General features: G+C 34.6%; 19 protein-coding genes and 1 riboswitch. Of the genes, 10 read left to right on the top strand and 9 right to left on the bottom strand.

All coding sequences use genetic code 11. The features are described from left to right. Positions 1–236 precede the first annotated feature (236 nt). From AC4BB2_RS01785 to AC4BB2_RS01775, 3 genes are all read right to left on the bottom strand, one after another. Entirely contained in the window at positions 237–614 is a 378-nt protein-coding gene (locus AC4BB2_RS01785; protein ID WP_490473740.1) for an OsmC family protein, read from the bottom strand. Positions 615–676: 62 nt separating this feature from the next. Then, entirely contained in the window at positions 677–1,009 is a 333-nt protein-coding gene (locus AC4BB2_RS01780) for a thioredoxin family protein (RefSeq protein WP_490473739.1), read from the bottom strand. Positions 1,010–1,062: 53 nt separating this feature from the next. Then, positions 1,063–1,851 (bottom strand): MerR family transcriptional regulator, encoded by a 789-nt coding sequence (locus tag AC4BB2_RS01775; RefSeq protein WP_490473738.1) that lies wholly within the window; start codon positions 1,849–1,851, stop codon positions 1,063–1,065. A gap of 98 nt (positions 1,852–1,949) precedes the next feature. Between AC4BB2_RS01775 and AC4BB2_RS01770 the strand changes: the two genes are divergently transcribed. From AC4BB2_RS01770 to AC4BB2_RS01750, 5 genes are all read left to right on the top strand, one after another. Beyond that, positions 1,950–3,692 carry an ABC transporter ATP-binding protein gene (locus AC4BB2_RS01770; RefSeq protein WP_490473737.1) on the top strand — a complete coding sequence of 581 codons (1,743 nt, stop codon included), beginning with the start codon at positions 1,950–1,952 and terminating at the stop codon, positions 3,690–3,692. After that, the gene (locus tag AC4BB2_RS01765; protein ID WP_490474655.1) at positions 3,692–5,467 is read left to right on the top strand and encodes an ABC transporter ATP-binding protein; all 1,776 of its coding nucleotides are present in this window, start codon (positions 3,692–3,694) and stop codon (positions 5,465–5,467) included. Before AC4BB2_RS01770 ends, AC4BB2_RS01765 begins: the two co-directional genes overlap by 1 nt. Before the next feature lie 196 nt (positions 5,468–5,663). Further along, on the top strand, positions 5,664–5,864 hold the full coding sequence (locus AC4BB2_RS01760) for a hypothetical protein (protein ID WP_490473736.1): 201 nt from the start codon (positions 5,664–5,666) through the stop codon (positions 5,862–5,864). 193 nt (positions 5,865–6,057) lie between these two features. Then, positions 6,058–6,229, top strand: a riboswitch (Lysine riboswitch). Positions 6,230–6,393: 164 nt separating this feature from the next. Beyond that, entirely contained in the window at positions 6,394–7,986 is a 1,593-nt protein-coding gene (locus AC4BB2_RS01755; RefSeq protein WP_490473735.1) for an ABC transporter permease subunit, read from the top strand. A 9-nt stretch (positions 7,987–7,995) separates the two neighbouring features. After that, positions 7,996–8,739, top strand: a complete 744-nt coding sequence (locus tag AC4BB2_RS01750; RefSeq protein WP_490473734.1) for an amino acid ABC transporter ATP-binding protein — start codon at positions 7,996–7,998, stop codon at positions 8,737–8,739. Positions 8,740–8,777: 38 nt separating this feature from the next. Here the strand turns inward: AC4BB2_RS01750 and AC4BB2_RS01745 are convergent, their stop codons facing one another. Further along, positions 8,778–9,860 (bottom strand): helix-turn-helix domain-containing protein, encoded by a 1,083-nt coding sequence (locus AC4BB2_RS01745; RefSeq protein ID WP_490473733.1) that lies wholly within the window; start codon positions 9,858–9,860, stop codon positions 8,778–8,780. Positions 9,861–9,997: 137 nt separating this feature from the next. Here AC4BB2_RS01745 and AC4BB2_RS01740 point away from each other — a divergent pair, with 137 nt between their 5' ends. Both AC4BB2_RS01740 and AC4BB2_RS01735 read left to right on the top strand, forming a co-directional pair. Beyond that, positions 9,998–11,110: a DUF871 domain-containing protein gene (locus AC4BB2_RS01740; protein ID WP_490473732.1), complete on the top strand. Its 1,113-nt coding sequence runs from the start codon at positions 9,998–10,000 to the stop codon at positions 11,108–11,110. Between the two features lie 2 nt (positions 11,111–11,112). Further along, entirely contained in the window at positions 11,113–12,489 is a 1,377-nt protein-coding gene (locus AC4BB2_RS01735; RefSeq protein ID WP_490473731.1) for a PTS sugar transporter subunit IIC, read from the top strand. A 129-nt stretch (positions 12,490–12,618) separates the two neighbouring features. Here the strand turns inward: AC4BB2_RS01735 and AC4BB2_RS01730 are convergent, their stop codons facing one another. The 5 genes from AC4BB2_RS01730 to AC4BB2_RS01710 all read right to left on the bottom strand — a co-directional run bounded on the left by AC4BB2_RS01730 (position 12,619) and on the right by AC4BB2_RS01710 (position 18,335). Continuing rightward, complete coding sequence (locus tag AC4BB2_RS01730; RefSeq protein WP_490473730.1) at positions 12,619–13,185, bottom strand: LOG family protein; 567 nt, start codon at positions 13,183–13,185, stop codon at positions 12,619–12,621. 85 nt (positions 13,186–13,270) lie between these two features. Beyond that, positions 13,271–13,900 (bottom strand): histidine phosphatase family protein, encoded by a 630-nt coding sequence (locus AC4BB2_RS01725; RefSeq protein WP_490473729.1) that lies wholly within the window; start codon positions 13,898–13,900, stop codon positions 13,271–13,273. Between the two features lie 253 nt (positions 13,901–14,153). Next, positions 14,154–14,876 carry a hypothetical protein gene (locus AC4BB2_RS01720; protein WP_490473728.1) on the bottom strand — a complete coding sequence of 241 codons (723 nt, stop codon included), beginning with the start codon at positions 14,874–14,876 and terminating at the stop codon, positions 14,154–14,156. Continuing rightward, positions 14,863–17,598, bottom strand: a complete 2,736-nt coding sequence (locus AC4BB2_RS01715) for a hypothetical protein (protein WP_490473727.1) — start codon at positions 17,596–17,598, stop codon at positions 14,863–14,865. Before AC4BB2_RS01715 ends, AC4BB2_RS01720 begins: the two co-directional genes overlap by 14 nt. Positions 17,599–17,717: 119 nt before the next feature. Next, positions 17,718–18,335 carry a hypothetical protein gene (locus AC4BB2_RS01710; RefSeq protein ID WP_490473726.1) on the bottom strand — a complete coding sequence of 206 codons (618 nt, stop codon included), beginning with the start codon at positions 18,333–18,335 and terminating at the stop codon, positions 17,718–17,720. A gap of 275 nt (positions 18,336–18,610) precedes the next feature. On the opposite strand from AC4BB2_RS01710, the gene AC4BB2_RS01705 reads away from it, so the two are divergent. The 3 genes from AC4BB2_RS01705 to brnQ all read left to right on the top strand — a co-directional run bounded on the left by AC4BB2_RS01705 (position 18,611) and on the right by brnQ (position 20,908). Continuing rightward, positions 18,611–18,955, top strand: a complete 345-nt coding sequence (locus AC4BB2_RS01705) for a MazG nucleotide pyrophosphohydrolase domain-containing protein (protein WP_490473725.1) — start codon at positions 18,611–18,613, stop codon at positions 18,953–18,955. After that, positions 18,952–19,431 carry a GNAT family N-acetyltransferase gene (locus tag AC4BB2_RS01700; RefSeq protein WP_490473724.1) on the top strand — a complete coding sequence of 160 codons (480 nt, stop codon included), beginning with the start codon at positions 18,952–18,954 and terminating at the stop codon, positions 19,429–19,431. The genes AC4BB2_RS01705 and AC4BB2_RS01700 overlap by 4 nt, the downstream gene beginning before the upstream one ends. A 115-nt stretch (positions 19,432–19,546) precedes the next feature. Next, positions 19,547–20,908: a branched-chain amino acid transport system II carrier protein gene (brnQ, locus tag AC4BB2_RS01695; RefSeq protein ID WP_490473723.1), complete on the top strand. Its 1,362-nt coding sequence runs from the start codon at positions 19,547–19,549 to the stop codon at positions 20,906–20,908. Positions 20,909–21,312 lie beyond the last annotated feature (404 nt).

Here is a 21,312-nt window from a genome sequence, read left to right as displayed (position 1 = left end):
AATACATGAACAGATAGTCATATGTCAAATAAAATCATTTCTGTCTCTATAAATTCGCTAATTTACAAGAATATATATTTGAATAAAAAAATGTTTAATTAAGAACAAACAACTTTCGGCTCACTGTTTATTCTAATTAGAAAGAGCCTGAGGTATAACTCAAAGAGTTATACCTCAGACCCTTTCTAATTGATCTAAAAAGAACGGTATATTTTTGCAAACTTAGTAAATGTATCTTAAACAAAAACAACTGTTTCAACGACTTTAATTTCCGAGTCTAGCGACTGTATAACGGGACAATTTTTACCAATCAAACGAAGAGCTCTTTCTGCTTTTCCTTGAGCTTTTGACGGTACACTCATGAAGAAAGTAATCACAACTTCCTTCAGAGGTTGTGCCGGCTTCTCTGTATTCCGCTCGTAAGTAATGGAAACTTTTTTAGTTACGAAGCTAACCTTAGAATTCGTTAAAACTTCTTCATACACATATGCACCGCAAGCACTAATTGAAGCTACTAACATTTCGACTGGCGAAAAACCAATCTCTTTTTTTAATACCCAGTTGCCGTTTTTATGCACTAATTCAAATCCTTTTTCACTTGAAATTAACTCCATCATTTATCCTCCCTTACTTATTTCCCTTATTGCTATTCTCTCACTTCATCACTTAGCTAGGATCAAAGTAAACTCTCTTCAAATGAATAAATCCCTTTGATTGCTGCTTCTAATTTTTTGAACTGAACAAATTTACCTTCCCGAATAGACTCTTTTCCATCAACAAATAAAAGCATCGTTGGAGCTGAAAAAATCAAATACTCCCCAGTAATTTCTTTCACTTTTTGAGCTTCAACTTCTCTTAGTTCAATTTTAGGGTACTTCTTTAATAACTCAATTAATTTAGGTTTAAGAGCATGACAAACGGAACAATCTTCTTGAGAGACATATAAAAAAGCCAAATGATTTTCCTTTACAAATGTCATTACTTCTTGCATTGTTTTTAATTTTTCCATTCGTTCATCTTCCTTTTTTTGATTGGCTAAATGATAGCACCTTCTTATCAAAATTACGACTTTTCCGTACTCAATCTATCCGCTACCTCTATCCATGCCTTGTAGTGATCTGTATAAAACCCTGCTTGATCTTCTGCAGTCATGATATAACGTCCAATGATTGTCCCTGTTTGATACCCTTGTTTTCCCAACTTTTTCTTGATTAAAGAAACATTATTTTCCAACGGATTTTCTGAACGAATGGTAAGTACAAATTGTTTATATTCAAGTATTTGTTCCTCTAATTTTTGCCAAATTGTAGTTTCTTCTATAAATTCTTCCTTCGTTACTGCAAAACCGTAAGTAATTTCTTTTTCATTTTTTGAATCAATATAAACCACTAAGCTTGACGGATCTTCAATATATGCATGTACTTCATTTGGATCTTGTAAATCAATTGGAATAATTCTTTCTATATCTAATGTTTTATCACTAAACTCTTTTTCTTTTAATTCAATCAAACTCAGTAATTGGTCTTTTCTATGTTTAATCCCTTGTTGCTTTTTTTCTAATTCTGCTATTTCTGATGCAACTCGCGTTTCAGTCTCATCCAAAACGGTCCATAATTCTTCTGCTGATTTTCGATATAAATTGCTCATTTTACTGATAGGAATATCTAATTTACGATAAAAATCAATATCACTGATGGTTAAAATATCCTCCATATCAAACATTCGGTAACCATTATGGTTATTTCTAGAAGATGTCAATAGATTCCTATCATCCCAATAACGAATTTTTGATTTCGGCAATTTCATGATTTCAGCAACTTGTCCAACGGTCAATAACTTCTCTTTTTCCATCTACTCACCTCTTACTTTAAATTATAAACAAAAACTATTGACATTCAAGTGACTTGAAGGTGTACTATTTTTATTATTAACAACAGGAGGAAAATACTATGAAAATCAATCGTTTTTTCATTAAAAATAATCGAAAGTTAGTTATTACCACAATCTTTTTTTTATGTTTACAAATCATCGGTACATTAGGGGTGCCAATGATGGTTGCGCAACTAATTGATGTAGGGATCGCTAGCGGAAATCAGCAATCCATTCAAATAATCGGTTTAAAAATGTTAGGTATGGCTTTATTTGGTGCACTTTCAGCCATTGTGGGAAGCTATCTTTCTGCAAAATTAGCAGCTAAATTTGGCTTTGAAATACGGACACTTATTTTTGATAAACTTCAAACTTTTTCGATTAAGGATGCGGATACGTTTGGAACAGGTTCATTACTGACAAGAATGACTAATGATGTAGATAATATCCAGCAAATGATCGTCTTATTTCTACAGTTGATTTTACCTGCACCAATCATTGCTGTTTTCTCCCTTTATATGACCTTTACGTATTCAGCAACATTGGGACTGGTTCCTTTGATTGCGGTACTTACCTTCGGCTTGGTTGTTTATCTATTAATGAAAAAAGGGACTCCGCTTTCCCTTTTAATTCAACCAAAAATGGATAAAATCATTGTCACATTACGTGAATATTTTACTGGAATTAATATGATTCGAGCCTTCAACAATCAAAACTATGAAGAAAAACGATCCAACAAAACCTTTTCTGACTATGCAAACGGCATGATTCGAGTAAATAAAATCTTTGCTTTTATTACTCCGATTGCCTTCTTGTTGATGGGTGTAGTTTTCTCTTCTATTTTATGGTTTGGTGGAAACCTTGTTGCTGTTGGTACACTGCAAATTGGTACGGTTTCAGCGGTTATTGAATATTCTTTATTAACCTTAGCTTACTTGATGATTGCAGCGATGGTCTTAGTTATGATGCCCAGATCTTTTGCTTCGGTGAAAAGGATTGAAGAGATTCTAAATGCCGAAGATGAAATTTCTGATTCTAAACAACCACGCTCACTTGAAGAAATGCCTTCAGCTACAAATTTGATTGATTTAAATCATGTGACGTTTAATTATGACCAGGCAGATGAACCTGTTTTGGAAGATATTCATTTTAGCATCCCCAAAGGAAAAACAACCGCTATCGTCGGCGGCACAGGTTCTGGGAAAAGTACGGTAGCTAAGTTATTACTACGTCTTAGCGATGTATCAAAAGGAAGCATTTTGTTCAATGGTATCGATATTAGAAATGTCACCCAAGAAGAGTTACGCGCTAAAATTAGCTACGTCCCTCAAAAAGCCTTTCTATTTAGTGGAACAATCAAAAGCAACTTACAGATGGGCTATCCTGAAGCTACAAAAGAAGAGATGGACCAAGCAGCACATATTTCTCAGTTGTCTTCTTATCTTTCGACATTGGAAGATGGCTATGATTCTTTTGTAGCCCAAGGGGGAACCAACTTTTCTGGTGGTCAAAGGCAGCGTTTATGTATCGCTCGTGCATTAATCAAACCTGCAGATATTTATATTTTTGATGACAGCTTTTCAGCTCTTGACTATCAAACAGATGCAGCTCTTAGGGTAGCGCTAAAAGAAGAAATGTCAGATAAAACGTTACTAATCATCGCCCAAAGATTAAGTACCATTCAACAAGCAGATTCTATTATCGTCTTAGACGATGGAAAAATCGTTGGTCAAGGAACCCACAACGAACTTCTAGAAAACAACCAAACTTACCAAGAATTTGCACGGTCACAAGGAATCCTAACGGAAGGAGCACAGTCATGATGGAAAAAGTAAATAAACAAACATTCAAACGATTCTTTCAGCTCATTCGACCTGAACGCCCGATATTTTTCGGTTTGATTCTCTGTAGCTTGATTGGTAATGCTCTAGTCATTGCCATGCCATTCATTATGGGGATTGCTATTGATGACTTACTCGCTCTGATTAAACTAGAAGGGTTTAGTCAACTCACGGTAAACAGGGTTAAAGATATCTTATTAATCCCTGTTTTGGTCTTGATTGCCTTTGCCATCATCAGTAGTTTGATGTCTTATATCCAAGAACGTGTGATGGCTTCTTTAAGTGAACGAATTACGTTAAGAGTTAGAAAAGAAATCACAAAAAAATTCAAGAAATTGCCGATGTCATTTTTTGACCAACATCAAGTTGGGGATATTTTAAGCCGAACAACCACCAGTTTAAATACGTTATCACAAGTTTTCCTAACAGAAATCAATCAGTTTTTCACATCTATTTCGACAATCGTCTTTGCTGGAATCATGTTATTTTACATCGATGTAAAATTAACGTTAATCGTGATTTTATTGATTGCATTAAGCTCATTCTTAACAGGTAAAATTTCCAATAAAAATAAAGAATTAGCAGAAATCAGTCAAGCAGAGCTAGGGATTCTAAACAATAAAACAGAAGAATTTTTATCAGGAAACTTAGTCACTAAAACCTTTAACCAACAAGAACAAGCAAAAGAGGTTATTTTAGAAACCAATCAAAAACATTATAAAGCCTTTTTAAATGCTCAATTTCTGAATTTCGCAATTTATCCAGCGATTCGCTTAATAAACCAGCTAGCTTTTATCGTTAGTGCCATTATCGGTGCCTTCTTGGTCTTACAAGGCGGTATCACGATCGGTTTACTACAAGCGTATCTCCAATATATCAATCAAGTATCTGAACCAATCTCTACCGCATCTTATGTGATCAACTCGATTCAAGCAGCATTTGCTGCAATTGATCGGATCTTCGAAATTCTAGATGCCAAAGAAGATGTCCCAGAAAAAGCCAACCTACAACTCATTGATAAACCAACGGGTGCTATTGAATTTAATAAGGTTCAATTTGGTTATACAGAGGAAAAAATATTGATGAAACAAGTTGATTTTTCAGTTAAACCAAAACAAATGGTGGCTATCGTTGGACCAACGGGTGCTGGTAAAACAACGTTGGTCAACTTACTCATGCGTTTTTATGAGTTAAATAGTGGATGTATTACCTTTGACGGGGTGGATATCACAGACCTTTCCAGAACAAATCTTCGTGGGATGTTTGGAATGGTTTTACAAAATACGTGGTTATTTGAAGGAACGGTTGCTGATAATATTGCCTATGGAAAAATGGATGCAACACGGGAAGAGATTATTGAAGCGGCTAAAATTGCTCAATGTGATCACTTTATCCGAACATTACCAAATGGTTATGATTCGATCATTTCCAGCGAAAACGGCTTACTTTCACAAGGTCAGCAGCAATTATTAACCATTGCTCGGATTATCTTAGCGAATCCACCAGTCGTTATTTTGGATGAGGCAACGTCTAGTGTCGATACTAGAACAGAAGCTCACATTCAAAAAGCCATGGATGAAGTAACCAGTAATCGAACAAGCTTTGTGATTGCCCACCGTTTATCTACAATTGAAAATGCTGATTTGATTTTAGTGATGAAAGATGGAGATATTGTGGAAAAAGGAAATCATCACGAGTTATTGGCGAAACCTTCTCTTTATGCCTCTTTGTATAATAGCCAGTTTCAGCAGACATAAATCAAACGGCTTGCTGAATTGCTAGAAGACAAAAAGAAATAACCGTTCATAACTTTAGCGAGTTACGGTTACTTCAACATGATATAAAATTTGCTACCGTCTTAAACGGTTCTACATCAGAGAGATATGTTCGCGCATATCTCTCTTTTCTTTTTTATAGTAACCTATCTTAAAAAAAACAAATGCATCTTATGATTTGAAGATTGGTGAATTAGACATTACCGACGGAACAGGTGTGTATAATGTTCAAGCATGGCCATTAGATAAGCTAGTTACTCAATCTTATTATACATTTTGTATCGGTAAGCAATTAAATAATAGTAAGATTGTTATTATGTATGTAGACAAGGAAGATCCAACAGTTATAAAAGATTATTTTATTGTTGGCAAGAAGTAATATTATCTACTATTTCGAGGCGTGTAAAACGATTTTCCGGTTTTACACACCTCTATTTTTTGACTCATATTTATCACTGCTAAACAACTCGTTTTAAATCTTTTTCGTGGAAACATCAGTGACTAAAACATTGACTTTCTCCACTAAATAACGTAAACTATACACTTGAATCAAATAACTAAATAGTACCTCAATTCGAGGTAGAGGTTGCGATTTTTATTAAGCTTATGGAGTGAGAGGACACGTTGAAATAAGTCTAGGGAAAATCGCCGAAATACATAACAGCCTCCCTGTTATGTGTTGGGACGCAAGCGAACAACTTGCGGACTGTCTTAGTAGTGATGCTAAGTTGCGCTATGTTTTTGTTGAGAGTACCTGACGATAGTAGACAACTATGCATTTATGTATGGTTGTTTTTTGTATAAAAAAGAAGAAATTTTGATTCGCAATACAAGACTATTTTTCAAAAACTCTTTAAACTAATTTATAGTAGAACAAATTCAGTACGAAAAAAGAGAGGAAGACAAACATGAACAAGAAATCATTTTCACTTGGCTTACTATTTGCAGTTGTGCTAAGTGTTTTCTGCGCTCCATTATTCGGACAAGCAGAAGAAGCTAGTCCAAAAGGCGAATTTCGTGTCGCTATGGAAGCAGGATATGCCCCATTTAACTGGTCTCAAAAAACAGACGCAAACGGCGCTGTCCCTATTCAAGGAAACGCTTCTTATGCAGGAGGCTATGATGTCCAGATTGCAAAAAAAATTGCGGATGGTCTTGATAAAAAATTAGTAATCGTACAAACAAAATGGGACGGTTTAGCCCCAGCCTTACAATCTGGAAAAGTTGATGCAATCATTGCTGGTATGAGCCCAACCGCTGAACGCCGTAAAGAAATTGATTTTACCGATCCTTATTATGAATCACAATTAGTGGTCGTTGTTCAGAAAAAAGGGGAATTTGCAGATGCAAAAGATTTAAAAGAATTATCTGGTGCCAAAATCACAGCACAGTTAAATACCTTCCATTATAGTGTGATCGATCAAATTTCTGGCGTGAATAAACAACAAGCGATGGATAATTTCTCAGCTATGAGAACAGCCTTGGCTTCTGGCATGATTGATGGCTATGTCAGTGAACGACCTGAAGGCGTCACTGCAACAAGCGTCAACAAAGATTTAAAAATGTTGGAATTCTCTAAAGAGAATGGTTTCCAAACAAATGCAGAAGATGTCCAAATCGCAGTTGGTATGCGTAAAGCTGATCCTGAAATCAGCAAAGTCAACCAAATTTTATCGGGTATTTCCTCAGAAGAACGAACAAAAATCATGGATCAAGCAATTAAAGATCAACCAGCTGCTGAAACAAGTGATAGTGAAAAGACTGGCGTTTTAGCCGATTTCAAAAATATTTGGGATCAATATGGCGGTATGTTTTTACGCGGTGCAGGCTTAACTCTATTTATTGCTTTAATCGGTACAGTTGTAGGAACGACTTTAGGTTTATTGATTGGGGTTGTTCGTACAATTCCAGAATCTGAAAGTAAAGTAACACGTTTCTTCCAAAAATTAGGTAATGGATTGCTTTCGATTTACATTGAAGTATTTCGTGGTACACCTATGATGGTACAGGCAATGGTTATCTTTTATGGTTTGGCTTTAGCCTTTGGTATTTCGTTAGATCGAACGGTTGCAGCTTTGTTTATTGTTTCTATTAATACGGGTGCTTATATGTCTGAAATCGTCCGAGGCGGAATCTTCGCTGTAGATCAAGGTCAATTTGAAGCGGCTCAAGCAATTGGGATGACTCATGGACAAACAATGCGTAAAGTCGTTGTCCCTCAAGTTTTACGTAATATTTTACCAGCAACAGGAAACGAATTTGTTATTAATATTAAAGATACAGCTGTCTTAAGTGTTATTGGCGTAGCTGATTTATTCTTCCAAGGAAATTCGGCCTCTGGTGCCAACTTCCAATTCTTCCAAACATTTACAATCGTTGGTATTATGTATTTAATCATGACTTATGCGATTACTCGTGTCTTACGTGTTGTTGAGAAGAGAATGGACGGCCCTTCTGCCTATGTGAAGCTAGAAGAAGCAGAAAATCTAAAAGAAAGCTAAGGGGAATGAATGATGAGCGCAATTATTGAAGTCGAACATTTAAGAAAAAGCTTCGGTGAAAACGAAGTATTAAAAGATATCAATGTGACTGTAAATAAGGGAGAAGTTGTAACCATCATCGGTTCTTCTGGTTCTGGTAAATCAACCCTTTTACGTTGCATCAACTTATTAGAAAAGCCAACTGGCGGCAAAATCATCTACAATGATGAAAATGTTTTAGAACGTGGCTATAACCTACCAAAATACCGTACTCATTTAGGAATGGTTTTCCAATCATTTAACTTATTTAATAATATGAATGTTTTAGAGAACTGCACCTCTGGCCAGATTACTGTTTTAAAACGTGATAAAGAAGAAGCACGTAAAATTGCTTTGGAAAATCTAGATAAAGTTGGTATGGAACGTTTTGTTGATGCAAAACCATCACAACTTTCCGGTGGACAAAAGCAACGTGTTGCCATTGCACGTGCGTTATCTATGAATCCAGATGTGATGCTATTCGATGAACCAACCTCTGCTCTTGACCCTGAAATGGTCGGTGAAGTCTTAAAAACAATGAAAGATTTAGCTCAGACTGGTTTAACAATGATCATCGTGACCCATGAAATGGCTTTTGCAAAAGAAGTTTCTGATCGTGTGATTTTCATGGACAAAGGTGTTATCGCTGAAGAAGGATCTGCTGAAGATATTTTTGTTCATCCAAAAGAAGAACGAACAAAAGAATTTTTACATCGGATTTTGGCACAAGGATAATAATAGAATATAAAGCATCTGAGTTGAACTAAATACGTTCAACTCAGGTGTTTTTTTTGATAAACCATAGGGGTCATATATTCATACTTTTTAAAAATTTTAATAAAATGACTTTGATCGCTAAATGACAATGAATCGCTTATTTCAGCCACTTTCATTTTTCCTTTTTTTAGCAAAAACTTGGCCTCTGATATCTTTTCTTTTTGTATATAATTATTCAATGATAGACCCATTTCTTTTTTAAATTGGCTACTCAAATAACCTGGACTTATTTCTAGCTGTTCTGCAATTTTATAGATTTTAATAGGTGTATAAAGGTTACTTTGGACAAATCTAATCGTAAAGCCAACGTATTTAGAATAGTTTTTATACCTGTATCTCCCTAATAATTGTGTGAATTCAAGAATAATTTCTTTTAATTGATTCATTAATTCAGATACAGTTAAATTATTTTGTTTTTCTACATTTTGAATGGTCAGATCGCTAAATGTATAAGCGATTTCCGACGGTAAACCACCATCAATGATTGCACGTGATGCTAATGTGATAAAGGAAATCATAATATTTTTTAAGTTTCTGGATGTAGTATTCGCTAAAATTGGCTTAATAGATTCAAGTGTTTCCAAATAATCAATAGCTTCTTCTGCATTCCCCACTTTTATCGAATGCAGCAACTGCTTTTCAACAATCGGATTTTGATGAATCTTCCCCTCTATATTATTAACATACATTTCATCAATAATATTTCGTGTATTAAAGTTAATCGTATCTGTAAGAATATAGGCTGGTTGATACTCGTTAAAAATCGACAAGTACAAAATCTCAGATAGTGTATCTAACTTCTGCTTATTGTATTGTCCTTTTAAATCCATCACAAAAAGATAACAGTCTTCGTTTTTCGTACATAGAATAAGCGCAAAATTCAAATTATGGACAATATACAGATAGATAGGCTTTTTCATGCCATCGATGAATTTTTCTTCGTACCGTTCAAACATGTACTTTTTATCCATTTTTTTATTTGCTAAATGTAAATGAGTTAATTGAAAAGGCGAAAAAGATAGTCGATACGTATTCAAATTGTGAAGCCTTGATAATAAAAAAATGGATAGTTCTCTCAATTCCACTCTCTCCTATTTTTGTAGCGCTTTCAAAACTGTTACACAAATATACTATATATTTTACTTTTTTACTATAAAGAAGTTTGTTTATTTTATATTTTATAAATAACGTTAATTCATTTTTAGGAGGAGAAGCTATGATTAAAGATTTAGGTATCTCTATTTACCCTGAGAAAGGTGATTTTCAGGAGATGATCAACTATATTAAACTTGCGCGCACGTTTAATTTTTCAAAAGTATTTATGAGTATGCTGCAATTTTCAGAGAATCCCAGTGAGGATGTACAGAAGTATAAAGAAATAATCGTTGAGATCAAAAAATTGAACATGTCCGTCATTTTAGATGTTAATTCCTTGTTATTACCTAAATTAGATGTAACATGGAAAGATTTGTCGTTCTTTTCAGATTTAGGTGTAGATATCCTACGCTTAGATGGCGGTTTTTCTGGAATGGAAGAGATGTTTATGACTCATAATTCTCATAATATGATGATTGAACTAAATATGAGTTCTGGCTCATCTCTAATTGATAGAATCATGAGTTTTTCCCCCAACATTGCGAATCTCTGTGGCTCATATAATTTTTATCCTCACGCCTACACTGGAATGCGCTTAGAAGACGTTAAAGACATAAGTAACTGTTATCATTCATACAACGTACCTTCAACCATTTTCGTTACATCGCGAGTAGGAAATATGGGGCCTTGGAAAATGCATGAAGGACTATGCACGATTGAAGAACATAGATTTCTGCCGATCACTGCCCAAATCAAACAAATCAAGCTCTTAGATTTAGCTGAAACTGTCATTATTGGGAATGCATTTGCTTCGGAAAATGAGTTAAAAAAAGCAGCGGAAGAATTGAATTATACAGAGGTCCCTTTGGATATTGAAATGGATCAAAAGATTACAGAAAATGAAAAAGAAATCTTATTTTCAGATTTTCACTTTGTCCGCCCTGAATATTCTGGCATAACGCTACGTTCAGCTTTTTCACGCCATGTTCATAAACAAATAACCATTCCTGCTAGAAACAGTTCTACTGAAATAAAAAAGGGATCTGTTCTAATAGACAACAATCTATATGGTCAATATGAATGTGAACTTCATATTGTATTAAACCCTGAAAAAGTGAAAAAAAATCAGGATAAATACAATATTATTGGACAACTATCCACCGCAGACAATGTCTTGTTACTAGATGAATTAGCCAAACGACCTTATCAAAAATTTAGTTTTAAGGAGAGTTAATCATGAAAAAACTGGAAGAATTAATGACAAAAACCCTGCTCCCGTTATCGGAAAAGATCAATCGCAATATTTTTCTCAGTTCCCTTTCTGAATCTTTTGTTCGAATCACATTCATCATCCTAGGTATTTCTTTAATCGCCATTGTTGGCTACTGGCCTATTCCATCTGGTTGGGGGATTTGGCTTAGAGAAACAGGTATCATGACCCATGTTGATGCTGTGCTGAACGCCAGTACCAATGCCATGGCTATATATATTTCTTATAGTTTTGCAGCAGCTTACAGTAAAAACAGCGGATATAATTCTCAAAATGGTGGAATGTTGGGATTACTAAGTTTTTTAATTGTTTCCCCTCAAACATTGACCTTTACAACTAAACAAGGCATGACCGAAGTCGTTCAAACCTTTTCAAAGAATCAGATTACTGGTCAATTAGATGTGACTCCTATTAACGCTTTCCCTATTTCTGCTCTGGGTGGTCGTTCTTTGTTGGTTGCACTGTTTATTAGCTTTTTAGCGGCTTATATTTTTGTGAAGATGAGCAAAAAAGGCTTTGCTATCAAGTTACCCGACAGTATTCCTCCAATGGTTTCAGAATCATTGAGTCCTGCAATTATTTCAGTTGCTGTTGTTTTAGTTGCCTTTACTTTAAGAATTATTTTTTCTTATACAGCAGAAGGGAATATGGTCGATTGGTGTAATTTTATTATTTCTAAACCCCTAAGTTTACTGACGGCAACGCCAATCGCTTTTATTTTCATTTTGACTTTAGCTAGTTTTATGTGGTTCTTTGGTATCCATCCTAATGTTGTAAATGGTGCGATTTCACCTTTATTGTATACGATTATTTTGGAAAACATCGCTGCCTATCAGCATGGTACACCTCTGCCTTATGGCACTTTGGCTATCGTTTTAGGAAATACTATTTTAGGAGGTGCGGGTTGCACGCTAGGACTTCTGATCGCTTTACTATTTGCTAAATCAAAACGATATAAAGCAATTTTTAAAATTGCTGTTATTCCGTCTATTTTTAACATAAATGAACCATTGATTTTCGGTGTTCCTGTGGTCTTAAACCCAATCTTTTTTATTCCTATGGTAGTGAGCCCGCCTGTTTTGGGTTTAACTACTTGGCTATTGACTTCTGTAATCAAAGTAAATCTAAATCCCCTAGTTGGATTAATGCCTTGGACAACACCGATTTTCTTGACTAAACCACTAGGTAGTGGTTTAGCAGGAACCTTTATTCTAGCCATCTGTTTGGTACTGAACACGTTGATTTATTTACCCTTTGTAAAGTTAGCAGACAAACAAGCTCTTGAAGTTGAACAAGCTGAGGAAATCTTAAAATCAGAAACCGAACTTTCTTTACAATCATAGACGCTTCACAATAGTCTTTTTCAAAATAATATCGCTTAAAAATCAAACAACCTCCAACTATTCTTGTATGATAAGATGTTGGAGGCTGTTTTTTTATATAGATAAGAAATAGCTACTTCACTTTTATTATCATTTATACTGCCGAATTACTGGTGGTACATAATTATCAATAAATTTTTTAATCTCAGATAAAGAATCAGAGAAAAAGATTTTTTCTCTATCTTCCTTTGTCAAAAATCCGTCAGTCACCATCTTATCAAAGAATTCAGCTAGTAAATCATAATATCCATCCACGTTAAAAAAGATGCACGGATTTTGATGTGCGCCAATGCGTCCCCAAGAAACCACTTCTGAAATTTCTTCAAGCGTTCCTGGACCACCTGGCAATGCGAGATAACAATCCGCTAAGTCAATCATTTTTTGTTTACGTTCATGCATACCATTTACAATATACATTTCAGTAAGATTTTGATGTGCTAATTCTCGGTCTAATAGAATAGTCGGCATAACTCCGAATACATTGCCGCCATTTTCAAGAACTGTATCCGCCAAAATACCCATCAATCCAACGTCACTGCCTCCGTATACAAGATCATACTTGTTAGTAGTCAGCCACTGTCCTAACTCTTTAGTTCGTTCTTGGTAAATTATCTTATTTCCCGTGCTAGCGCCACAATAAACAGCCATTTTCTTCATAAATCCCTCACCCAACTTAAATAAATAAATGTTTTTCTACATTCATTTTTTTACTTATTCGTTACTTTTGTCTTAACACTCGTTTTTATGCATCTTCTGTTTGCGTTTGATAGGATATGTCATTAAATGATGTTAAGGTGTATTTATTTTTCTTTTCGACAATCGTGATACTCGTATTGGCTAATGGTCCGCCTTCACGCCATTTTGCTTTTTCTTTACCAATCAGTGAGTTAATTAATGTTATTAGCAAAACACCATGAGCGACAATCAAGACTTTGCCTTCCGGATATTCTTCACTGATTTTTTCTATCGTCTCAGTGGAACGCATTACTAAAGAATCAATGGTTTCTCCACCAAAAATTGTAGGATCGTATAAATCAGGGCGCTGTCTTAAATGATCGGTTTGTTCGTCTGTATGATCGATCTGCGCACCTTCTCGTTTACCAAACTTTATTTCTCTTAAATTGTCATAATACTGAAGCGTTAGCCCATCTAGATAGTTGTTTTCTTTTAGAATATAATTGGCGGTATCCATTGCTCTTTTTTGAGTGCTGACAGCAACCGCATCAAAGGATATATCACAAAGATAGCGTCCAGCTTGGATCGCTTGTTCAATCCCAATCGGCAACAAGGGAGAATCAATGTCTCCACCTTGAAATCTCAAGCTTAAATTAAGTTCTGTTTTTCCATGTCTAACAAAATAAAATGTAGTCATTTACTCTGTCCCTCCATTTTTTGAAAAGTTGCTTCTACTTTAAATATGATACTACAAAAAAGTAAACTCTGCTCGATATCAAAAAACAACTCTTGAACCTTACGCTCTATAAAAATAGCATACGAGACTTGGACTAAACGCTTCTGTCCCAAGCTCTTTCCTACGATTAGTCAAAAGGAGAATAGAGGGTAAACTCATCCGTTGATGAGTTTACCCTCTATTCTTAGTATGTTTTTATTTTCTGTATAAATAATTAGTTTTTTACTTGAACAGTTAAATTAACAATAGATGTCGTCTGTTCTTTTTTTGTCTCTAGATCATATATCTTAGCCTTAGCATACGCTTTGTATTCACCTTTAGCCAAATTCTTTAACAATTTTCCCTTATTCACATACTGACCAGGGTAAATACTGCCAGATTCATATAGCAAGTCATCATCCCCGTTTAAAAAAACATCCACAGCAATGATGCTTTTATTTTGTTCTGGATTGATTATTTGAATTTTTCCATTCTCATTGGAAGAATTGAAAATCATATCTGTATCCATCTGTAAGTTGAAATACCCATCATCAACTACCGACTGCATTTTTTTAATTAATTCCTCTTTATCGATTTTTTTTGCATCCTTGATATCTGGCGCTAAATCGCTTGGAATGATTGCAGGTTGTACAAGTTCTTCTTTTTGACTACTTGTAAACCACAAATAACAACCACCAATACAAAGTATCATGACTATTAATAAAAGAATCAGCCTTTTTTTCAAAGAAGGCATTTCTATTAAAACAGGTTGAAATTGCTCACTGTCAATTTTTTTTATGTCTAAAATGAAAGATGACTGATTAGAAACTGAATCAAAGTCAAAATCCTTTATTTCATCAATCTTATTATCCTCTTTTTTTATAGCTGTAATGAATGCTTCTTTGGTTGTATATTTTTTGAAATCTAACGTTATTCGTTGTTTTTTATTTTTCATCATTCACCTGAAATCCTAGTTTAATTTTATATTTTGGTTGTAATATCTTTTCGTAAGTACCAAAGTATGAACCTTGTAGCGTAAAGACTTTGCTGCTTTCTCCTGATAGATGTCCTAATACTTCTTCACCCATCGATGTATCCAGATGCACTTCTGCATCTTCTGTTTTAATGCTCATACTGGCCTGTTGTTTTTGCTTATCTTTATCAAATAAATCAACTAATTCAAAGTCTGAAACAGCCTCTTCTTTAAGCCCTAAAACACTTAATGTGATAGATGATTGACTGTTGTTTTTCACTTCATATCGAGGAGAAATGATTTGATTTGATAATACATCACTGGAACCAAATAAGACCTTTTTCGGAATCATAACATTGATTTTCTGCTTCTTATCCTTGACTTGAATCTTTACGGTCAGGCCATATTGTTTATAGGAAAAATTAGCTTGATAGCTTCCTGGTAAAGGGATTTCTTCTAAGTCTGTTGATTCTAAGATGAACTCAGTACTTGGTAATTCTTCCGCTTCAGACCAAACTTTCCTTTCGATTCGCTGATTTAAATAGTCTGTAATATCACCTGTGACATCTTCTGGATAAACGTCTAAACCTAAACCCCAAAGTAAAAATCCAGTTTTTTCAGAAGTTTGATACACATGACTGTTATCATCGTAAACAAATACTGGAACGATAATCTCGCTAACATTATTGCTTCCATCCGTTAATCTTACGGTTAATTCCTGCCTTCCAACCTTTGCTTCCAAAGTGTTGGCAACTTCGACAGTTGGAGGGATACCGCTGTTATCTTGAATATTTTTTATTATTTTAGTTAAATCAAGTTCTGCCATTTCATTGATTGAAACTGTTTGAAGCAATGCTTCTGCACTTGGCGGTAATGTGTCAATTACTTGTTTATCCATTCTCGTTATGGCTCCTTCACCGCCAACAGAGGCTGAAAAGAATACAGTTGAACCAATTTTAAGAGGTTTCGGTAATTCATAAGTAAAGGTACTGTCCTTAGTAACATCTACTGTTTGATTAAATGCTTCTCCGTCTGTAAAGAAACCACTCATCTCAATTGTTGCATCTGGATGGGATTTTCCTGTGATCTTAGTTGTCGTATCTTTTATTTCATCAATATCTAACGGTACAATAACTTCTGCAGCAAATCTAAGCTTGGCTGTTTCATCTTCATAAACAGCTCCATAGTTCGCCTCGAAGTTATTATTCGTTGACGAAACAACTTTTGTCTGCCCTTTTTCACGACCATTCTGATTAATTGCTGCGGTCACATTGATAAATGCACCTGTGGACACAGACAAATTTCCTTTGCGATATAAATCAATTCGACTACTATTTACAAAAAGATTGCCTTTATCGTTACCAATCAAGTTAAAAATCTTCCCATTATATGCCGCATTACTATCCGAACGAGCATTTTGAAGAATGACTCTTTCCGTGGTTGCAGGAATAACGATAGGAATTGCATCTTCGATTGTTTCTTGTTCAATTAAGCTATAACGATTATTGGAATCGATGATTAGATCCATACCCGCACTAATAACAAACTCGCCACTTGTTCCTCTTAAAGGAATAAATCTTGTTAAATCCATACCAGTTTTTCTATTTTTCTTACTTTCATCCATCAAGGTAACTGTAGAATCTTCCCCAAATAGATAGTGTAATGGTCTTTGTGAGACTGGTGATTCAATTAAGTCACCAGAAACCTTCAATGTGAATGTCGCGTTTTCCCCAACTTCCAATGTAAAATCGTTGTAGCCAGTACCTGTAATAAATGATTTTTTGGTTTCAATTGAAACCACAGCATTTTTTAAAATCTCAACTCTTCCTGAAATTATTGAACTTTCTTGTATAGATAAAAAAGGACCTACTCGGACATCATTGGAGAAGCCATCATGATTGATGGTTGTTTTTCCAGATAAGAATAAATGAGATGTTTCCGCAAATGCCTTATTATAACGTTCTAGAGTAGCTGTTTGAGTGAAGGTAGAATCGTTGATAAAGATTATTCCGTTTTTAGCAACAAAAGCTTGCCCACCATTTGATGTGTACTCCACAGCATCAAAATATTGTGTTCCATCGATATCTTCCTCAAATGAAATAATTCCGCCATTGTCTTTGTTATCAATAATAATATCTGACACAAAAACGTCACCAGAACCAAATGATTCATCTAGTGCGTACATCCCTCTGTTTTGTTCTGTTTCAGAAAATGTATTTAATGTAAGTTTACTTTTCTTGATTGATTTATTGGTACGCCCCAATAAGCGAAAGCCAGCAATTATTTCAGCTTGGTCGCCTGCTAGTAGTTCTACATCTGCAGTCAATACAACATTTTTCTTCAAATTGACTGCGTCTAGAAATGCTTGGCGCGTGCCCACTTTTACATAAGTGTATCCGTCAATAACAATTTCTTCAGCTAGTGCTATTGGTTCCAGCTGGTTTTCATTTTTTGAATGTTCTAAATTATCTATGGTTTCTGGTTCGTCGTTTTCACTTGCTGGCTGATTGGGAGAGTCTGCCTTTACTTTTGGAAGGTCTATAATATGTAAGTTATCTTGAAGTTCATTTGTTTGTTGGTCGCTTCCTAATTCACTCAATTCTAATCTTCCATCTGCAATTGTTTCAGCAAATACTGGACTGATTTGTCCTAATGATTGAATAGTAAGTAAAAACACCAAAAATATGTATCGTTTATTTTTCATCATTACTTTTACCTCACTAAAAAACTTTTACGAATGAAGAGTGTTGAGACAACTATTTGTTTTCTTTGTTTCAACCTCTTCATTCGAGTCAACTGTCTAAAGAAGTTTAATTAGCTGTCAAATTACTGTACGTCAAAGTTTAAAGACAAGTTGTATTTCGGTGTCAGTGGACCACTTTCAACAGTTGGATATACACCAGAGAATTGTCCTTGTAACGTAAAATCAACAGATCCTCCTGTTGCTAAAGCTTTCACTTCTGTTGTTTTATCTAAAAGTGAACCGTTGTTTTCAACCAAAGGAATAGTTACATTGCCATTATCAGCTATCATATTCAATTCAAGACCAGAATCGATTGCATTGGCTACAGCTGTCACTTTTTGTGCTGAAACTTTAACACTTCTGACAGAGTTGTTTTTAATCTCATAGCCAGGGCCGTAAATTGTTCCTTTATCTGATTCTAATGATCCAAATAAAACAGTAACAGGCATTATAACATTTACCCAAGACGAATCTGTATCACCTGGTGTCGGTTGCTCTGGATCTGGTTCTTCCGTTGGATCAAACGTTCCAATCCAACCTTTTAATTCCATATCGCCATTGTCTACTTTGTCCAAGGTTTGTTTATTATTTTGAATCGGATCAGCATCGTCCACTTCATACGCTAAAACTTGGTTACTATATGCTAATGTCCCCAATAAAAATAAACCACTCATCAAAACTATTTTTGTTTGTTTCTTCATAAAAATCTCCTTATTAGTTATTTTACAAACGTATAATAGCATCCTAATATTTAAAAGTAAATCTGTATAAAAATTATAAAAAAATATAAAAACAGCTTTATATCAGCGCAAAGAAGTGTGTTTTTCAAAAAAAGAGAAACTTTCAGCAATAATTAAAATATTATTTTTATATATTCCTAATAAAGAACAAATGTTATTTTCTGATTTTTCCGAACATTGATTTTATTTGCTACTTAGCATATGCTATCGTTACAGTATAGAATGGAGGAATTTATATGGAACTTCAACACTATCAACAATGGATCAGTAATTTTTACAAAAAAAGAGGTTGGTATACACTTAATCCATTTATTCGTGTTGGCTTTTTAGCTGAAGAAACAGGAGAAGTTGCTCGTGCGGTGCGTGCTTTGGAGATTGGTCGTGATCGACCTGATGAAAAAGAACAGCCTTTAGATACTTTAGTACAAGATCTCACTGAAGAACTCGGTGATGTTTTAGATAACGTCTTTATTCTAGCTGATAAATATGATATTCGCTTTGAAGATATCCTAACTTCTCATAAGAATAAGTTAGAGGCTCGTTTTAATGAAATAGACACGGTGAAAGAAGGGGTAAAATGATTACAATTAGGACAGTTGAAGAAAAAGATTTCCCAGGCTTATTGAAGATAGAAAACATGATTTGGACAAATGAGAATGCTCCTGTACTTCATTATTATGATTCTGTTGATGAATACAAGGAGAAAATAGCTGAACAACTCATTTTTGTTGCTGTTGATGATAAAAGAGTTCATGGATTTATTAACGTTCACCATCCGACACCTCTGCTTTCACATAAAAAACAATGGATGCTCGGAATTGGTGTTCACCCAGACAGCCAGTCCTTAGGAATTGGGAGACAATTATTAGATCATTTAAAACAAACTGCTTCTAATGAAGGAATTCATAAAATTTCTCTGCGAGTGATGGGACAAAATACTAATGCAATTCAATTTTACAAAAAAAATGGCTTTATTCAAGAAGCCTTATTTAAAGATGAATTTTTCATCAATGGGCATTTCTGTGATGACTATCAATTTGCTTATTTCACCGAATAATCTCACGTATTTTTAATTTTAAAGCTTATTCTTAAGCACTTTCTCTAAATCCACTTGCTGTACTCTCTTTATTCTGTTATTTTAATTAAGGACAAAATTTGAGGAGTGTTGAAGTGTGACAAAAAAATTAACATGGCGTGAGTATCTTTATGTAGGTTCCATGCTATTTGGCTTATTTTTCGGAGCGGGAAATTTGATTTTTCCTGTTCATATGGGACAAGAGGCTGGAGCGAATATTCTTTTAGCAAATCTTGGCTTTTTAGTTACAGGAATTGGATTACCTTTTCTAGGCGTAATTGCTATTGGTATTTCCAAAAGTAATGGTGTATTTGATTTAGCCACGCGTGTGAATCGACGCTATGCTGTTGTTTTTACCGTATTGTTGTATCTAACCATTGGACCATTTTTTGCATTACCAAGACTTGCAACAACATCATTTGAAATTGGTTTAGCGCCATTTATTTCAATGGATCAGCATAAATTGTTTTTAGCTATTTTTTCAGCTTTATTCTTTTTGATTGCTTGGGCTTTTTCCCGCAAACCATCTAAGTTATTAGACTATGTAGGGAAATTCTTGAATCCATTATTTTTATTTTTGTTAGCTATTTTGATTTTATTTGCTTTTATTAATCCCTTAGGTGATGTTTCTTCTGCTTCCGTTGGGGCTGCTTATACTGAAAATCCTTTTTTCAAAGGGTTTACTGAAGGGTATAACACTTTGGATGCTTTGGCTTCATTAGCCTTCGGAATCATTATTGTTTCGACCATTCGAGGCATGGGTGTTGAGAAACCAAATGATATTGCAAAAGATACGATAAAATCTGGTGCAATCAGTGTTCTCTTGATGGGAATCATTTATACCTTATTGTCTTATATGGGTACAATGAGTTTAGGTGGATTTCCAATCAGTGAAAACGGCGGCATCGCTTTAGCTCAAATTGCTAATCATTATTTAGGTAACTTAGGCAGTATTTTACTAGCATTTATCGTTATTTTAGCTTGTTTAAAAACAGCTATTGGATTGATTACGGCTTTTTCAGAAACCTTTAGCGAGCTTTTCCCAAAAGGTTCTTATGCCTTTTATATTGCAGCGGCTAGTATTTTACCTTGTTTGTTTGCAAACGTTGGTTTAACGAATATTATTCAGTTTTCTGTACCAGTCTTGATGTTTCTTTATCCTTTGGCAATGACGTTGATGATTTTGGTTATCCTAAGTCCATTATTCCAGCATCGCAAAGAAGTTTATCGTATGACGACATACGTTACTTTGTTTGCAGCATTATTGGATGCTCTAAATAGTGCACCAGATTTTATCAAAACGAATGCAGTCAGTACAACTATTTTAAAGACAGCTGAACAGTATCTACCATTATTTACAATCGGTATGGGTTGGGTTGTTCCTGCAGTCATCGGTTTCTTGATTGGTTTGGTTTGGATTTTCTTAAAAAAAGAACCGGAATTAAAGAAAATAAGTTAATTCTCTAAACCTTAATCCTTTTAGAACATTTTCTCATTAGTGTGGAAATGTTCTTTTTGTTTTGGCATTCTTCTTTTTATACTAAAAAATTATCTAGTATTTTACTCTGTTCTTCAAATCTTAACAATATGGCTCGAAGACATTTTTAGCTAATAGAACAATATATCCAAAATCTGTCATGAGAAGACCACATTGTGCCTCTTTAAGCTAGTCTTAATCGACCGAATCCCCACCTAGCATTGACATAATGATAAAAATACAATACCATAAACCTAAAAGACTACGATCTGTAGATGAAGATCTAGTTATGAAAATATATGTAATGCCATAGCTACTAAAGCTCTTACTGAAGAAGAAGTGCATAAATGCCATAGTTTGAAAAGAAAATTAGCATTACTTTTTAT

It is taken from the genome of Enterococcus sp. AAFC-DPL-5146 (assembly GCF_058216635.1).
The sequence above is the reverse complement of the archived record's forward strand: the minus strand, read 5'-3'. Positions and strand labels throughout refer to the sequence as shown.

Bases quoted from the DNA above. Each gene is read 5' to 3' on its own strand.
- AC4BB2_RS01785 (WP_490473740.1), bottom strand. From the start codon at position 614: ATGGAGTTAATTTCAAGTGAAAAAGGATTTGAATTAGTGCATAAAAAC.
- AC4BB2_RS01780 (WP_490473739.1), bottom strand. From the start codon at position 1,009: ATGGAAAAATTAAAAACAATGCAAGAAGTAATGACATTTGTAAAGGAA.
- AC4BB2_RS01775 (WP_490473738.1), bottom strand. From the start codon at position 1,851: ATGGAAAAAGAGAAGTTATTGACCGTTGGACAAGTTGCTGAAATCATG.
- AC4BB2_RS01770 (WP_490473737.1), top strand. From the start codon at position 1,950: ATGAAAATCAATCGTTTTTTCATTAAAAATAATCGAAAGTTAGTTATT.
- AC4BB2_RS01765 (WP_490474655.1), top strand. From the start codon at position 3,692: ATGGAAAAAGTAAATAAACAAACATTCAAACGATTCTTTCAGCTCATT.
- AC4BB2_RS01755 (WP_490473735.1), top strand. From the start codon at position 6,394: ATGAACAAGAAATCATTTTCACTTGGCTTACTATTTGCAGTTGTGCTA.
- AC4BB2_RS01750 (WP_490473734.1), top strand. From the start codon at position 7,996: ATGATGAGCGCAATTATTGAAGTCGAACATTTAAGAAAAAGCTTCGGT.
- AC4BB2_RS01740 (WP_490473732.1), top strand. From the start codon at position 9,998: ATGATTAAAGATTTAGGTATCTCTATTTACCCTGAGAAAGGTGATTTT.
- AC4BB2_RS01735 (WP_490473731.1), top strand. From the start codon at position 11,113: ATGAAAAAACTGGAAGAATTAATGACAAAAACCCTGCTCCCGTTATCG.
- AC4BB2_RS01730 (WP_490473730.1), bottom strand. From the start codon at position 13,185: ATGAAGAAAATGGCTGTTTATTGTGGCGCTAGCACGGGAAATAAGATA.
- AC4BB2_RS01725 (WP_490473729.1), bottom strand. From the start codon at position 13,900: ATGACTACATTTTATTTTGTTAGACATGGAAAAACAGAACTTAATTTA.
- AC4BB2_RS01720 (WP_490473728.1), bottom strand. From the start codon at position 14,876: ATGATGAAAAATAAAAAACAACGAATAACGTTAGATTTCAAAAAATAT.
- AC4BB2_RS01715 (WP_490473727.1), bottom strand. From the start codon at position 17,598: ATGATGAAAAATAAACGATACATATTTTTGGTGTTTTTACTTACTATT.
- AC4BB2_RS01710 (WP_490473726.1), bottom strand. From the start codon at position 18,335: ATGAAGAAACAAACAAAAATAGTTTTGATGAGTGGTTTATTTTTATTG.
- AC4BB2_RS01705 (WP_490473725.1), top strand. From the start codon at position 18,611: ATGGAACTTCAACACTATCAACAATGGATCAGTAATTTTTACAAAAAA.
- AC4BB2_RS01700 (WP_490473724.1), top strand. From the start codon at position 18,952: ATGATTACAATTAGGACAGTTGAAGAAAAAGATTTCCCAGGCTTATTG.